The sequence below is a fragment of the Pseudochrobactrum asaccharolyticum genome (assembly GCF_003314995.1).
In the GTDB taxonomy this organism is placed as follows: Bacteria; Pseudomonadota; Alphaproteobacteria; order Rhizobiales; family Rhizobiaceae; genus Pseudochrobactrum; species Pseudochrobactrum asaccharolyticum.
Window position 1 is genome coordinate 776,081 of the sequence record NZ_QNRH01000002.1, and the last position, 15,089, is coordinate 791,169.

12 protein-coding genes are annotated in these 15,089 nt (G+C 50.0%); 7 read left to right on the forward strand and 5 right to left on the reverse strand.

Annotated features, from left to right (window positions below):
• Positions 1 to 35: 35 nt before the first annotated feature.
• Both DFR47_RS08090 and DFR47_RS08095 read right to left on the reverse strand, forming a co-directional pair.
• Complete coding sequence (locus DFR47_RS08090) at positions 36 to 473, reverse strand: OsmC family protein (RefSeq protein ID WP_113943836.1); 438 nt, start codon at positions 471 to 473, stop codon at positions 36 to 38.
• Positions 474 to 566: 93 nt separating this feature from the next.
• Positions 567 to 1,838 (reverse strand): ubiquinone biosynthesis hydroxylase, encoded by a 1,272-nt coding sequence (locus tag DFR47_RS08095; RefSeq protein WP_113943837.1) that lies wholly within the window; start codon positions 1,836 to 1,838, stop codon positions 567 to 569.
• 202 nt (positions 1,839 to 2,040) lie between these two features.
• On the opposite strand from DFR47_RS08095, the gene tesB reads away from it, so the two are divergent.
• From tesB to DFR47_RS08125, 6 genes are all read left to right on the forward strand, one after another.
• Entirely contained in the window at positions 2,041 to 2,904 is an 864-nt protein-coding gene (tesB, locus tag DFR47_RS08100) for an acyl-CoA thioesterase II (RefSeq protein ID WP_113943838.1), read from the forward strand.
• A gap of 190 nt (positions 2,905 to 3,094) precedes the next feature.
• Positions 3,095 to 4,666 carry a sulfatase-like hydrolase/transferase gene (locus tag DFR47_RS08105; RefSeq protein WP_113943839.1) on the forward strand — a complete coding sequence of 524 codons (1,572 nt, stop codon included), beginning with the start codon at positions 3,095 to 3,097 and terminating at the stop codon, positions 4,664 to 4,666.
• A 149-nt stretch (positions 4,667 to 4,815) separates the two neighbouring features.
• On the forward strand, positions 4,816 to 7,392 hold the full coding sequence (locus DFR47_RS08110; RefSeq protein WP_113943840.1) for a DNA translocase FtsK: 2,577 nt from the start codon (positions 4,816 to 4,818) through the stop codon (positions 7,390 to 7,392).
• A gap of 93 nt (positions 7,393 to 7,485) precedes the next feature.
• Complete coding sequence (locus DFR47_RS08115; RefSeq protein ID WP_113943841.1) at positions 7,486 to 8,127, forward strand: outer membrane lipoprotein carrier protein LolA; 642 nt, start codon at positions 7,486 to 7,488, stop codon at positions 8,125 to 8,127.
• Between the two features lie 158 nt (positions 8,128 to 8,285).
• The gene (locus DFR47_RS08120) at positions 8,286 to 9,092 is read left to right on the forward strand and encodes an exodeoxyribonuclease III (protein ID WP_113943842.1); all 807 of its coding nucleotides are present in this window, start codon (positions 8,286 to 8,288) and stop codon (positions 9,090 to 9,092) included.
• 258 nt (positions 9,093 to 9,350) lie between these two features.
• Positions 9,351 to 10,943 (forward strand): ABC-F family ATP-binding cassette domain-containing protein, encoded by a 1,593-nt coding sequence (locus DFR47_RS08125; protein ID WP_113944004.1) that lies wholly within the window; start codon positions 9,351 to 9,353, stop codon positions 10,941 to 10,943.
• Positions 10,944 to 10,967: 24 nt separating this feature from the next.
• Here DFR47_RS08125 and DFR47_RS08130 read toward each other — a convergent pair whose 3' ends face one another.
• The 3 genes from DFR47_RS08130 to DFR47_RS08140 form a co-directional block, all read right to left on the reverse strand.
• The gene (locus DFR47_RS08130; protein ID WP_113943843.1) at positions 10,968 to 11,423 is read right to left on the reverse strand and encodes a Crp/Fnr family transcriptional regulator; all 456 of its coding nucleotides are present in this window, start codon (positions 11,421 to 11,423) and stop codon (positions 10,968 to 10,970) included.
• A 233-nt stretch (positions 11,424 to 11,656) separates the two neighbouring features.
• A complete protein-coding gene (locus DFR47_RS08135; protein ID WP_113943844.1) occupies positions 11,657 to 12,337 on the reverse strand; it encodes a response regulator transcription factor in 681 nt (226 codons plus the stop codon).
• Between the two features lie 234 nt (positions 12,338 to 12,571).
• Positions 12,572 to 13,945 carry an aminotransferase-like domain-containing protein gene (locus tag DFR47_RS08140; protein ID WP_245416506.1) on the reverse strand — a complete coding sequence of 458 codons (1,374 nt, stop codon included), beginning with the start codon at positions 13,943 to 13,945 and terminating at the stop codon, positions 12,572 to 12,574.
• Between the two features lie 237 nt (positions 13,946 to 14,182).
• Here DFR47_RS08140 and DFR47_RS08145 point away from each other — a divergent pair, with 237 nt between their 5' ends.
• Positions 14,183 to 15,064 (forward strand): DMT family transporter, encoded by an 882-nt coding sequence (locus DFR47_RS08145; RefSeq protein ID WP_113943846.1) that lies wholly within the window; start codon positions 14,183 to 14,185, stop codon positions 15,062 to 15,064.
• The last annotated feature ends 25 nt before the right edge of the window (positions 15,065 to 15,089 follow it).

The following is a 15,089-nucleotide window of genomic DNA, read 5'->3' on the forward strand; positions in this document are numbered from 1 at the left end:
CAGATCAAATCTGCGGCTTTTAATTGTATTCAGATTTAAAGCAGTGTCGCTGTCAGATTGATTTCCAAGGCGTTCAAGGCACGGGAAACCGGACAGTTTTCTTTGGCCTGTTTGGCCAGTTTCTGAAAATCATTCTCGGAAATATTTGCCACGCGGGCGCGCAAAGTCAGATCGCTTTTGGCAATGGAAAAACCGCCGCCTTCATTCGGCACGGTGCTGATGGTCGCAGTTGCCTGTAATTCCGTTGGCGGTGTGCCATTGGTGGAAAGCAGGGACGACAGCATCATGGCAAAGCAACCGGCATGGGCAGCACCAATCAGCTCTTCCGGATTGGTGCCGGCATTCCCGTGAACATCTTCTGTACGCGATTTAAAGCTGTAAGCCAGTTCATTGAGCGCGGTGCTTTGCGTGGTTAGTTTGCCTGTACCGGTTTTCAGATCGCCGTTCCAGATTGCAGTGGCCGTTCGGTTCATTGACTCTCTCCTAATTGATCCCGTGACCGAGACTCTATGAAAAGAAATAGTTTTGACGTGCCTATTATCCAGTGCAAACCAAGCAGATTTTTGTCAGATCGCTTCGCCCTGTAACAGGCGCGGGTTTTCCTTGCCAAAACCTGCAGCCTGTTTGATGAAATAGTTCTTCATCATTGGCAGGCGATCGACAAGGCCGAGACCGATATCGCGCACTGTACGCAGAGCCAGACTATCATTGGAGAACAAACGGGTCAGAACATCGGTGCTGACACCCATCTGTACGGTGTCGAAACGACGCCATGTCTGATACTGCTCCAATGCGGCAAACGAGCCGATATCAAGGCCGAGACGTTCAGTATCTACAATGACCTGCGCAAGTGTTGCCGCATCGCGGAAGCCGAGATTAAGTCCCTGTCCGGCAATCGGATGAATACCATGGGCAGCATCACCGACCAGTGCGAAACGTGGTTTTACAAATTCGCGTGCCAGTGTCAGGCCAAGCGGGAAGGCGCGTTTGTTGCCTTCAATACGGATTTCGCCCAAATGATGGCCAAAGCGCTGTTCCAGTTCCGCTTCAAAGACGAAGTCATCCTGTGCAACCAGACGGTTTGCATCTTCTGTACGCTCAGCCCAGACGAGGGATGAGCGGTTGCCTTTCAGTGGCAAAATTGCAAACGGACCGGCGGGAAAAAAATGCTCAATCGCGCGACCCTCATGCGGGCGCTCATGGGAAACATTACAGACAATACCGGACTGGCCATAGCTCCAATGTACTGTTTTGATGCCGGCCTGATCGCGCATACGGGAGCGTACGCCGTCAGCACCAACCAGCAGGCGTGTCTCAAGAAGACGGCCATCTGCGAGCGTTACGGTTACGGCATTGGATTCGGTGATAAAACCGTCAACGCCAACGCCTTCAATCACATTGATCCCAAGTTCAGCTGCCTTGGCATGGAGTGAGGCGTTGAGAACTTTGTTTTCAACCATATGAGCGAAAGGTTCGCCCGGATTAACCTCGCCGGCAAAGGTCAGAAAAACAGGACGTACCGGATCGGAGACACGTGAATCTGTAATCACCATATCATTGATCGGTTGCGCATCTGGTTTGATAGCTTCCCAGCATCCCAGCTGTCCCAACATACGGGTTGCAGCAGCGGCAATCGCTGAAGCACGCGGATCTTTTTTCCACTGACCGGCGGGAGCCGCATCAATGATGGTCACATCAAGCTGCGGTGCGCCGGTTTTAATGGCGACCGCAGTGGTCATCCCCACATAACCCGCACCGGCAATCAGAACATCTGTTTTGACCGGCGCTGACGGTGTTTCGGCAGCAACCGGAGATGATTTGCGGGACGTTTTGGCCATGAGGGTTTCCTTCTCTGCACAACAGGTTTGCAGGACTGTCAGTTCCTTTTAAACGTGTTCGTGCTTTATATCATATAGATGTAGATAGGCTTTAAGCTGGTTTGTCTCAAGCGGAAATGCCGCAGTTTTTACCCGCATTCCCTTGCACCTTCGGACAACCAGCTGTAGCCATAGTGTATCTGTTGCTGAAAATGAGATTTCTATGTCTGATGCGATGAAAGAATTATTGTCGATCCTTGATCTGGAACCGCTGGAGCATAATTTGTTTCGTGGCCGCAGCCCGCAAGTAGGCTGGCAGCGGGTGTTTGGCGGACAGGTGATCGGACAGGCGCTGGTTGCAGCGCAACGCACTGTTGAAGAAGGCCGCTTTGTGCATTCTCTGCATGGTTATTTCATGCGGCCGGGCGATCCATCCATCCCGATTATTTATCGTGTGGAACGCCTGCGCGACGGTTCCAGTTTCTCAACCCGTCAGGTTGTGGCTGTCCAGCATGGCAAGGCAATATTCACGCTTTCTGCATCTTTCCAGATTGATGAGCCGGGGCTGGAGCATCAGATTCCGATGCCGCTGCATGTGCCCATGCCGGAAAAATTGCTCAGCATACGGGATATGAAAGAGCAATATCTTGAAATGGCGCCGAAAGTGGTGCGCAAATATCTGGAGCGTGAACAGCCGATTGATATGAAGCCGGTATCGCTCAGCCATTATCTGACTAAAGACCCGCTACCGCCGGAGCAGAATGTCTGGGTACGTGCCTGTGGCGCAGTGCCTGATGATCGTGCATTGCAAGCGGCTGTTCTTGCTTACCTCTCGGATATGACTTTGCTGGATACATCGCTGCATGCGCACGGGCGTGTTGTCTTTGATCCGGGTATACAGGTTGCCAGTTTGGATCATTCCATGTGGTTCCATCATCCAAACAAGCTGAATGACTGGCTGCTTTACAGTCAGGACAGCCCGATGGCGACAGGTGCGCGTGGCTTTAATCGCGGCTCAATTTTTACCCGTGACGGCATGCTGATTGCATCAACGGCTCAGGAAGGGCTGATCCGCGTACGCGACTGAACCTGATGCCTTTAGTTATGAGATGACAAAACACGCCTGCGGGCGTGTTTTTTATTTTTGTAAAATAATTTCTAAATTAGTGTTTATTGATTTTTTGTCGAATTTTACTTGTTCATTATTTTATTTACTTTGTTGACAATGCAGAATTTAAATTTAAACAAGTAAAAAATTTAAATTCTGCGGTAATAATATGAAGAAAAACAAAATCAATATAATTGATATAATATTTGCCGTGATAATTTCATTTCTGGTGGGGGACATAGCCAGAAAAATAAGTGAGTTACCCCGCTATGCATGGGTCAATATTGGTATAGTTTGTGCCATATTTTTAATATTTATTTTGATTTATCTTGGAAAAAATCCGGTAAAGAAAAAGCATAAATTTGCCTTTTCTATATTTCCGCTGTTCGTTGTTTATTTTTGCTTTTGGTATCAAAAATTATTCGGTGATGTAGACGTTGGCGCTTTAATGTTTCACTTCGAAGCAGGTCTCGAAGGTGCAGCGACAGAAGCAGCTCTTTTCCGTGAAGCTTCCCGATATTTTCTGTTGTTTGTACTGATGAGTGTTTCTTTGGTGTACTTCATCAACAGATTCAGGGTCATAGAAATCGCGGATCGTTTGCTGGCGCTTCCAATTTTTCTGGTAACGCCCTTTGCGACCCATTTAATGGGATCCCTATATTATTCCCACCATCACGCCGTAATGCCTGCGCTGTTTCAGGATGTGGATCGGAATATTGCATTATCTGCTCCTCCTAAGAATGTTATTCTGATCTATGCCGAAAGCGGAGAGAGAACCTATCAACATCTGGAAAACGGTAAGGCCGTTTATGCACCTATGATTGACATTGCCGGTCAGGGAATGGAAATCGTTGGCGTTGAGCAGGTGACGAATACAGGCTGGACTGTGGCAGGATTAATCGCCAGCCAATGCGGTACTTCCCTGCAGCCTATTGGCTTGTTAAGTGAAAATAATTTTGCCCAACGTAAAGAGTTTCTGCCCGGAGTGACATGCCTGAGCGATGTTCTGGCGGCGAACGGCTATACTAATGAATTTGTTTATGGCGGTGATCTGGCTTTTGCTGGCACAGATAAATTTATGTCGCAACATAACTATAACAAATCAGATATTTATCCGGTTCATAGAGAAAAAGCGGGCGATTATTTGAATTCATGGGGCTTGTATGATGACACATTGTTCGGTGCAGCATTAGAAAAAACGCATGAATTACATAAAAATAAAAAGCCGTTTTTGCTTACAGTTTTGACAATTGGCGGCCATAGTTCAAAAGGTTACCCGTCGCGAAGCTGTCACTCTGATCTGGTTCCGGCCAGTGACAAAAGCATCTTATTCTCTGTGCAATGTATGGGGCATCATATTAAGCAGTTTATTGGTGAGCTGGAAAAAGCAAATTTGCTGGACAATACGCTGGTCGTGGTCATGAGTGATCATCTGGTGATGCAAACAGAGGTAACATCACAGCTTAAGAAGCATAATCGTTTGAATTTTCTTGCATTTATCGGTGACGGGGTAGGCGTTTCGGTTAAAAATAAACAAGCTGCAACCTTTGATACTTATCCTACAATACTGGAATTGCTTGGGTTTAATCTGCCGGAAAGACGCGCGGGACTAGGTGTGTCTTTGCTATCCGATCAGCCAACATTGGTAGAGCAATTTGGTACAGGGCAGTTGAACAGTATGATTAAATACGACAGGGCCCTGACAAAGAAAATTTGGTTATCAAACAATGAGGGCTCTTAGTTGCTCTTTGGCGTATGAATAGCCAAGCACCCATGGTTAATGTTGCCTTAACTGCCGCTATTGTATGATCGGATGCGATTCATAAAATTTACCTGTTTTCGGCGTGTTTTTTGCTTGGAAAAGAGGTGGAGACATTTGAGGCAGGTTTAATGCGGCAAGGCTATTCACCGTCCTACGGGCCAGATGAGCAGGAAGTTCGGGGAGAACGATTGAGGCTCAGCGCTTTGTTGCGCCGTCAGATCGATATTTTCTCAGGCCTGTTACTGTTGGCAGTGGTGGCGGGTGCTGTTGCCGCACTTGCGACATGGAATGTGGCTGATCCGAGTTTCAGCCATGCGACTGCCAATGAAGTGACCAATGCTGCGGGTTATCCTGGCGCGGTTTTCGCTGATCTGGCCATGCAGTTCTATGGTCTGTCCAGCGTTGTGGTGTTGTTGCCACTGGTCTTTTGGGGCATCTTGCTGATTGCAACGGGTCGCATTGATCGTTTGCCACGACGCATTTCCGCATGGTTTTTTGCCTCATTGCTCTTTGCGGCGATTGCCAGCTGTATCCAGCCACCTGAAAGCTGGCCAATGCAAATCGGCCTTGGCGGTGTATTCGGCGATATGATGCTGAAAGTGCCGGGGGTATTTCTTGGAGCTTTCCCGACCGGCGTAATTGCGCTTGGTATTGCGGTTATCTTGTCCGTACCGGCTTTATGGCTTTGTGCTTTTGCCAGCGGGCTGATTGGCCGTGAACGCAGCCTGACGAAGCCTGTGCGTGCCAAAGCGCGACAGGTTGAAGATGATCTTTATGAAGATGATGCTGATGATTTCGATGATTATGAGCAGGCTGATGGCCGCATTGGTTTCTTTGCCCGTCTATCTGCCTCCACAATTGGTGCCGCATCGCACTGGATGCTGAGCGCCAAAGCGTCAGTACGACGTTTGCTCGGATTGAAGCGCAATCCTTCATCGGCGCGTAAACGCAGCCGCGATGATGATCCGTTTGGTGATGTTGCAGTTTCGCGCAAGAATGCCGGTGAACGGTTTGAGCCTGGTTTTGAACCAGCCGGACATGCTGCCGCTGACATGCCTTTCGACGACGAAGATTATTATGACGATGCACCGGCACCGCACCAACCTGCTGCTCAACCGCAGGCACCGCGTATGCAGGCTGCACGCAAGGCACCGACAGCCCGTGCACCAAGCCATCCGGTGAATAATGGCGGTCGCTTCATGCTGCCGGATCTCAATTATCTGAGTGAGCCGAAAGTGATGGCACGTGATCCGTCGCTGTCGAAAGAAGCGCTGGAACAAAATGCCCGCGTGCTGGAAGGTGTGCTGGAAGATTTTGGTGTGCGTGGTGAGATCATTCAGGTCAAACCGGGCCCTGTGGTTACCATGTATGAGCTGGAACCTGCTCCGGGGATCAAGTCTTCCCGTGTAATTGGTCTGGCCGATGATGTTGCCCGTTCCATGAGTGCGATTTCTGCCCGCGTGGCCGTGGTTCCGGGGCGTAATGCGATTGGTATTGAACTGCCTAATCCGAAACGTGAAATGGTGTTCCTGCGTGAAATGCTGGCAAGCCGCGATTTCATGCAGACCAAGACCAAACTGGCATTGGCACTCGGCAAGACCATCAATGGCGAGCCGGTGATTGCTGATCTGGCGAAAATGCCTCACGTACTGGTTGCCGGTACCACCGGTTCCGGTAAGTCGGTGGCGATTAACACCATGATCCTATCGCTGGTCTATCGTATGACCCCGCAGGAATGCCGACTGATTATGATTGATCCGAAGATGCTGGAACTTTCCGTCTATGACGGTATTCCGCATTTGCTGACGCCTGTGGTGACCGATCCGAAAAAAGCCGTTGTTGCCCTGAAATGGGCCGTGCGTGAAATGGAAGACCGTTATCGCAAAATGTCGAAAGTCGGCGTGCGCAATATTGACGGTTTTAACAGCCGCGTTTCTCAGGCAGAGAAAAAAGGCGAGCAGATTTCCCGTACGGTTCAGACAGGTTTTGACCGTAATACCGGTGAGGCGGTTTATGAAACCGAGGAGCTGGATCTGGCACCAATGCCGTATATCGTCGTGATTATCGACGAAATGGCTGATCTTATGATGGTGGCGGGTAAAGACATTGAAGGTGCGGTACAGCGTCTGGCGCAGATGGCACGTGCTGCCGGTATCCATGTGATTATGGCGACACAGCGCCCAAGCGTGGATGTGATTACCGGTACGATCAAGGCAAACTTCCCGACCCGTATTTCGTTTCAGGTTACTTCTAAAATCGACAGCCGTACGGTGCTGGGCGAGCAGGGTGCCGAGCAATTGCTGGGTATGGGCGATATGTTGTTCATGGCCGGTGGCGGCCGCATACAGCGTGTTCACGGGCCTTTCGTTGGCGATGATGAAGTTGAACAGGTGGTTCAGCATCTTAAAAGTCAGGGTGTGCCGGAATATCTGGATGCGGTTATGGAAGATGATGAGGACGAGGGCGGTTCAGCACCTTCCGGTACGTCCAATCTGGAAAATTCCGATGATCCGTATGATCAGGCCGTGGCTGTGGTGTTGCGTGATAAAAAAGCATCGACCAGCTATATCCAGCGTCGCCTTGGCATTGGCTATAATCGTGCCGCTTCCATTATTGAGCGTATGGAAGAAGAAGGCATCGTGGGGCCAGCCAATCATGCGGGTAAACGCGATATTCTGGTCCCGACGCAGGATGATGATTACTGATATTTTCTGCCATAGTCAGGTCAAACTGCGGGTTTAAAAGATAAAAGAACACGGTGAAAACCGTCATAACGAATACGGGAGCGTATTTCTCTGATGAAACTGAAATTGCCTTTTATGGTTGCAAAATATCTTACCGTCGCATCTGTGGCTTTGGCTGTTCTGTTGCCTGCAGGTCTGGCGCAAGCGCAGTCGGCCAACAGCGGTGCGCAGGCGCAGGCCATTGCTAATCAGTTTACGTCTGTGAAAACCATGACCGGTGAGTTTGTACAGTTTGGTCCGAAGGGTGATCAGACCGGCGGTAAATTCTACATTGAGCGTCCGGGTAAAATCCGTTTTAACTACGACAAATCGCCGATTACAGTGATTTCCGACGGTGAATCCGTGGTGGTGAATAATAAGAAACTAGATACGTGGGATCTTTATCCTTTGTCCAAAACACCGCTGAAGCTGCTGCTGAGTGATCATGTTGATCTGGGTGGCGGTCGTTTGCGCGGTTTGAAAAACGAGCCGGATGCCCTGACAATGGTTCTGGGTGACAAGGCGGTTTTCGCTGATGCCACTATTGCCCTGATGTTTGATCCTAAGACTGCTGAACTGAAACAGTGGACGATTACGGATGCCCAGCGCCAGGACACCACAGTTATGATCTTTAACGTGCAAAAGGGCGTGCGGTTCACGGATAATATGTTCAAAATTGACTATCAGCGCATGGCAATGAAACGCAAAACCCGTTGATTGTGAAATACCGGATTTTTGTAAATGTCGCGCCGTAACCGGCGCGGCATTTTTTATTTATCCGGTATTTGCACATCCTGTATAAGCGGCTTATGGTGAGTACACATTGGTGAACCGCACCGTCTTGTTCTTTTATCCTTCAGCCGTTGAGCAGTTTAATGAGTTTTTCCGTCGCAACCTGGAACATCAACTCCGTTCGTCTTCGTTTGCCGCTGGTTCTTGATTTTCTTGGAAAATATGCCCCTGATGTCTTGTGCCTTCAGGAAACCAAATGCCCTGATAATCAGTTTCCGCTGCAAGCTCTGCGCGAGGCCGGTTATGAGCATATCGCGATCAGCGGTCAGAAAGGCTATCACGGCGTAGCCACACTGTCGCGTAGACCAATGGAAAACACCGAAGTGATTGGTTTTTGCGATATGGGCGATTGTCGTCACCTGAGCAGTGTTGTGCAGGCCGGTGGCAAATCCATTCGTATTCATAATTTTTATGTGCCTGCCGGTGGTGATGAGCCGGATGTTTCGATCAATCCGAAATTTGCGCATAAGCTGAATTTTCTGGAAGAAATGCGCGCTGTCACGGCAGATCGCGGCGATGGTTTGTCTTCTATTCTCGTGGGTGATCTGAATATTGCGCCACTGGAAAATGATGTCTGGTCGCATAAACAGATGCTCAAGATCGTCAGCCATACACCTGTTGAAACCGAAACGCTGGAAGATTTGCGCGTCAAAGGCGGCTGGAGCGATCTGATGCGCCAGATGATCCCTGCGGATCAGAAAATCTATACATGGTGGAGCTACCGCGCCAAAGATTGGAATGCTGCGGATCGCGGGCGCCGTTTGGATCATATCTGGGGTTCGAAAGATCTTGAGCAGCATATGAAAGATTTGCAGATTTTGCGGGATGCCCGTGGTTGGGAGCGTCCTTCCGATCACGTGCCGGTTATTGCCCGTTTTGATCTCGACTAAAACTTACAGGGGTTCCAGTTAAGCCTGAAGCGTTGGAACCACTGTAATTATTTGTTTTTACGCATTATCCGGCGCAAAATCGGTTCCCACTTTTGCCTGAAATGCTATAAAGAGCATCGTGGCTTGAAATAGCCACGATGCTTGTTTAAATAAATGTTACCGGCTATTGATGCCGGTCAGAAGTGTAATTTCAGGAGTTCAGATCAATGAAGCAGACAGCACAGTTTTTCCTGACTGATGTTTTTGTTGTTTCAATGGATGCTGCTCTTGATAACTCTTTTCACACTTCACAACCTTGTTGCCCAAACGCCTGACGGGCGCAATCTTTTCCAAAATCTTTCTCTGCATTTGTCGCGTGAACGTACCGGTCTGATCGGGCGTAACGGTACAGGTAAGTCTACTTTGCTGCGTATTATTGCCGGTGAAATACCACCGGCAGGCGGCTCTTTGACCGCTCATGGCAAACTCGGTTTTCTGCATCAGATTGCTGATGAAAGGCATGAAACTGTCGCGGATTTGTTTGGCGTTACCGAACAACTGACAGCACAAGCACGGATTCTGGCCGGTGAGGGCAGTGGTGAAGATCTGGCTGAGGCAGACTGGACATTAGAGACACGTATTGATGATGCGCTGGCGAAAATGGGTTTGCCTGATCTCAATCCGCAAACGATGCTGGATACTCTCAGCGGCGGACAAAAGACCCGTGCCGCGCTGGCTGCACTGATTTTTCAGGAAGCTGATCTGATCTTACTGGATGAGCCGACCAATAATCTGGATGCACAGGGGCGTGAGGCTGTGTTGCAGCTGTTGCGTAACTGGCGTGGCGGGGCGCTGGTGGTCAGCCATGACCGCACATTATTGCGCGAGATGGACCGGATTGTGGAGCTGACACCAATTGGTGTCTCTACCTATGGCGGTAACTGGGATTTTTATGAGGCGCGCAAGGCTGAAGAACTGGCAGCAGCGCAGCACGATCTGGCTGTTGCGGAAACCTCGGTTAAGCAAGCTGAAAAACAGGCGCGTTTGATTAAAGAGCGGCAGGAAAAACGTGATTCTGCCGGTAAAAAATCGCGCTTTAGTGCGGGGCAGAGCAAGCTGCTACTGGATGCCAAGGCTGACCGTGCGCAGGCAACCGGCGGGCGGAACAATCTGCTTGCCCTAAAACAGGCCGAAAGCGGTCAGCAGGCACTGAGTGAAGCGCAGAGTAAAATTGAGCGCCTTATCCCGCAAAATTTTAATATCGGCGCTGTCAGTCTGCCAGCGACAAAAACCGTTTTGACCGCAGATAATCTTACATTCGCCTATCATGCGGACAAACCGGTATTTCAGAACTTGTCTTTGCAGATCACGGGGCCGGAGCGCATTGCTTTATGCGGGCGTAATGGTTCGGGCAAAACAAGCTTACTGCATCTGCTGGCAGGGAAACTGACGCCTCAGCAGGGAACAGTGCAATGGTATGTCGATTACGCCATGCTGGATCAGCATGTGAGTCTGCTCGATCCGGCGCTGAATATCAGTGACAATTTTAAACGCATTCATCCGAAGGCATCGGATAATGATTGTCGTGCGGCACTTGCCCGCTTCATGTTTCGCGCTGATGCTGCTTTGCAGAACGTTGCCGAGTTAAGTGGTGGTGAAAAATTGCGTGCAGGTCTGGCTTGTGTTTTGGGCGGTGTCCATGCACCGGAATTGCTCATTCTTGATGAACCGACAAACCATCTGGATATTGTTGCCCTGCAATCGGTAGAAACTGCGTTGAATGCCTATCAGGGCGCTCTGCTGATCACCAGTCATGACGAGGTGTTCTTAAATGCGATTGGCATTACACGCCGGATTAATCTCTCTGATTAGAGTGTCTTAGGGGCGCACAGCGCTCTAATCTGAAAAGCGCGAGGACAGCTTGTCGATCTGCTCGACCATCTCTATCAGATTATTACTGATATGCTGATAAAGAGAGGCAGCAAGTTCCGGATATTCTTCCAAAATACGATGGAAGATCGCGCGGCTGAGACGGATCACTTCAGTTTCCGTATCGGCCACAGCGCCGGTCAGACGGTTGCTCTGGGCGATCAGCGCCATTTCACCAAGCACAGCACCGGTGCTGATGGAGTGCAAGTTGATGCGTCCCTGTTTGCTGTGATGAAAAAGAGTAATGCTGCCGCTGACGACAATATAGGCGCAATCAGCGCTCTGACCTTCCTGAAACAGTTCTCTGCCGGTACGCAGAACCATGCGTTCTGCGCCAAAGGCAAGCAGCCGCAGGTGCTGAGCCGAGAAGGCCTCGAACAGGCCGATCGTGCTCAGGAACTGAATGTCATCATCGAGTGCCATTTGCCTCTTTCTTCAACATAATCCTGTTTCCCGCATTTTTCTGATTTGGGAGAATTATGCAGTACCCTAAAATACCCAAAAATATCTAAAGTTTTTGATAGGGCGGTCTTAATTTAAAATAAAATAATTAAAACCGCGCTATCTTTTTGTTTTTATCACGGCTTCAGGGAAAAACGGCGTCCGTTTCTCCCTGAATTTGTATTTGTGTGATGCCTTTTGACAGGCCGTCCGGATTAAGGAACTAGCTTGTAGCCGCCGCTTTCGGTGACCAGCAGGCTGGCATTTGACGGATCCGGTTCAATTTTCTGGCGCAGGCGATAGACGTGAGTTTCCAGCGTATGGGTGGTAACACCGGAATTATAGCCCCAAACCTCTTCCAGCAATATATCGCGTCCGACCACGCCACCGGCGCGGTACAGGAATTTGATAATAGCTGCTTCTTTTTCAGTCAGGCGGATTTTATCGCCTTTCTGATCCAGTAGCAGCTTCTGGCTTGGTTTGAATGTGTAAGGGCCAACGATGAACGTCGCGTCTTCGCTTTGTTCATGCTGGCGCAGCTGTGCACGGATACGGGCAAGCAGCACCGCAAAGCGGAACGGCTTGGTCACATAATCATTGGCGCCTGATTCAAAGCCGAGAATAGTGTCGCAATCGGTGTCGTGGCCGGTCAGCATGATGATAGGCGCTGTGAAACCACTGGCGCGCAGCTGTTTAACCGCATCGCGGCCATCCATATCCGGCAGGCCGACATCCATAATCAGCAGGCTGATATTATTGGCCCGTGCAGTCTGAATAGCTTTGCCGGCAGTATCTTCCTGCAGGATCTGAAACTCAGGGTGTAGTGACAGCTGGTCGATCAGGATGGAACGCAGATCTTCATCATCATCAACGATCAGAAGTGTATGGGCGATCATATCTGCCTCATTCGGTTGTAAAAACAGGAGCTGAATATCAGCAGGATGGGTGATTTATGACATTTAACGAACAAAAACTAAAGAGAGCTCAGATGAAACAAAATTTACCTTATAAATTGCACTCTTAATGCAGGTTTGTATCGTTAACCGATGTCGGGACGATACAAAGATGAGCGTGAACATCTGTGCACCGTGTTGATTCTTTATTCTGTTACAGTGGTGATCAGCCCTGGCTTATTCAACAGGCTGATACATAATCTCTTTGAGCGTTTCGAAGATTTTCGGATGAACGGATTGTGCCACATTGAAACGCATGAACCGTCCGCAACTCTGGGACTGACTGAAAATATTACCGGGTGCGAGGACAATATTGTGATCCAATGCCCGTTTGGAAATCACATCGCTGTCCACACCTTCGGGTAAATCATCCGGGAGTTCCGCCCAGAGAAAGAGGCCGCCAACCGGTTCGCACCAGAGTTTGAAACCGGCATTGAGCAGCTTCTGCCGTGTTCGTCTCTGGCATTCTGCCAGCCGCACGCGGATTTTTTCAATATGGCTGCGATAGCTGCCATCGGTGAGCAATTGATAGATGATCTGCGAGGATAGCGCATTGCTGGCGAAGCTGGTTGCCAGTTTCATATCTGTGATCATTTCCAGCCAGTCAGGACGGGTAGCGATATAGCCGCTGCGCACTGCCGCAGACAGTGATTTTGAAAAGCTGCCGATGTGAATAACCCGCTCCAGCCCATCAAGTTCGGCCAAAAGCGGTGGCGGGTTCGCGTGGAAGTCAGCAAAAATATTGTCTTCAATCAGAATCAAATCGTGCTGTTCTGCCAGTTTCAGCAGGCGATGTGCCGTTGCTGGCTGGATCGTCGCGCCGGTCGGATTGTGGATACCGGAATTGCAGATATAGAGCTTGGGGCGATGTTGCGCGCATAATTGCGCGAAGTGCTCGAGATCAGGGCCTTGCGGAGTATACGGGACGCCGATGAGCTGGATACCTTGAGCCAGCAATAATCCTCTGAAATTGAAATAGCAGGGATCATCAATCAGCACTGTATCGCTGGCACGGATAAAGGTGCGGCAGATCAGATCCAGCGCATTCGTGCCGGAATCTGTTATCAGAATTTGTGCAGGGGCAGCAATCACGCCTTGCTCCCGCAAGCGCGTACTCAATAGCTGGCGCAGCGGTAACAGACCAAGCGGCTCTTCATAATCAGAGATGTTGGATGACGGACTACGGGCAATCTGGCGCAGGGCACGGCGGATAGACTCTTCCGGCAACCAGTCTTGCGGCAACCACCCGCAACCCGGTCTGAATGGCGTTTCATGATTGCTGAATGACTGGCGCATCACCCAATAGGGATTGATGTTGCGGTCACGGATTTCTTTAAAATCCGTGGTGATGGGCAGGAAGTGGTTTTTTTCGGCGACATAAAATCCGGCACCCCGGCGCGCCTGAATAATGCCTTCAGCGACCAGCCGGTCATAGGCCTCGACGACGGTGGATTTGGAGACCGACATGGTTTCCGACAAGCGGCGGATCGATGGCAGGCGGGCACCGGGCATCAGGCTCATCGCATTGATCCGGTCACGGATGATGGTCATGACCTTTTCAACCAGTGTTGTCGCTTCCAGAATTTCCTGGCTGACAGACAGCTGACCGGTTGTATCGTCTGCTGTGTTCGCCGGATCTGGATATTGGTATCCGGACTCATGCATCATCTGTATTCCTGATTTGAGCAGTACAGTTTGATAAAATTGTACTGGAACTGTATCTGACACTTTTGTCTTTGTATCAATATTTATTGTAAAATATGCAATGAATATCGAGAATTTATAAAAATGAGTAATCAGACAAGCAGCCAAAGCGCAGGCTGGATAAGCGGCTTTATCGGTGTTGTGATCTTTAGCGGTTCTCTTCCGGCGACCCGTTTGGCGGTATTACAGATTGATCCGGTTTTCCTGACAGTGCTGCGGGCAACCATTGCCGGTATTCTTGGCGGGGCATTGCTGCTGACATTTCGTGAAAAACTGCCGACACCTTCAGAGCTGATTTCACTCGCATTGGTATCGGGCGGGGTTGTGGTTGGTTTTCCGCTGTTTACGGCGCTGGCATTGCAATATGTGACTTCGGCTCATGCGATTGTTTTCATTGGCCTGTTGCCGCTGAGTACGGCTGTTTTCGCCGTGTTGCGTGGTGCCAGCAATCCGCAATGGCGCTTCTGGGCATTTTCACTGGCGGGTAGCGCAGCAGTTGCATTTTTCGCATTGGCGAAAGATCAGGCCGGTGGTGAGTTCTCGCTCTTCGGCAATGTGATGATGCTGCTGTCGATTATTGTTTGTGGTTATGGTTATGCGGAAGGTGCACGTCTGTCGCGTTCCATCGGTGGTTGGCAGGTGATCTGCTGGGCGCTGGTACTGGCATTGCCGCTGATGCTGGTGCTGACGATTGCGCTGCGTCCGGACAGCTTTGCGGGCATTGAAGCACCGGCCTGGCTGAGTGTGGGCTATGTGTCGCTGTTCAGTATGCTGATTGGCTTTTTCTTCTGGTATCACGGGCTGGCGCTCGGTGGTGCGGCAGGGGTGGGGCAGTTGCAATTGTTGCAGCCGTTTTTCGGTCTTGCGCTGGCAGCCTTTGTGCTGGGCGAACCTGTAAGTGTAGCGATGATGCTGGTGGCATGTGTTGTGGTGATGTGTGTTGCCGGAGCGAAGCGCTATGTTTGAATATGCTGTAATACATATTCAAACA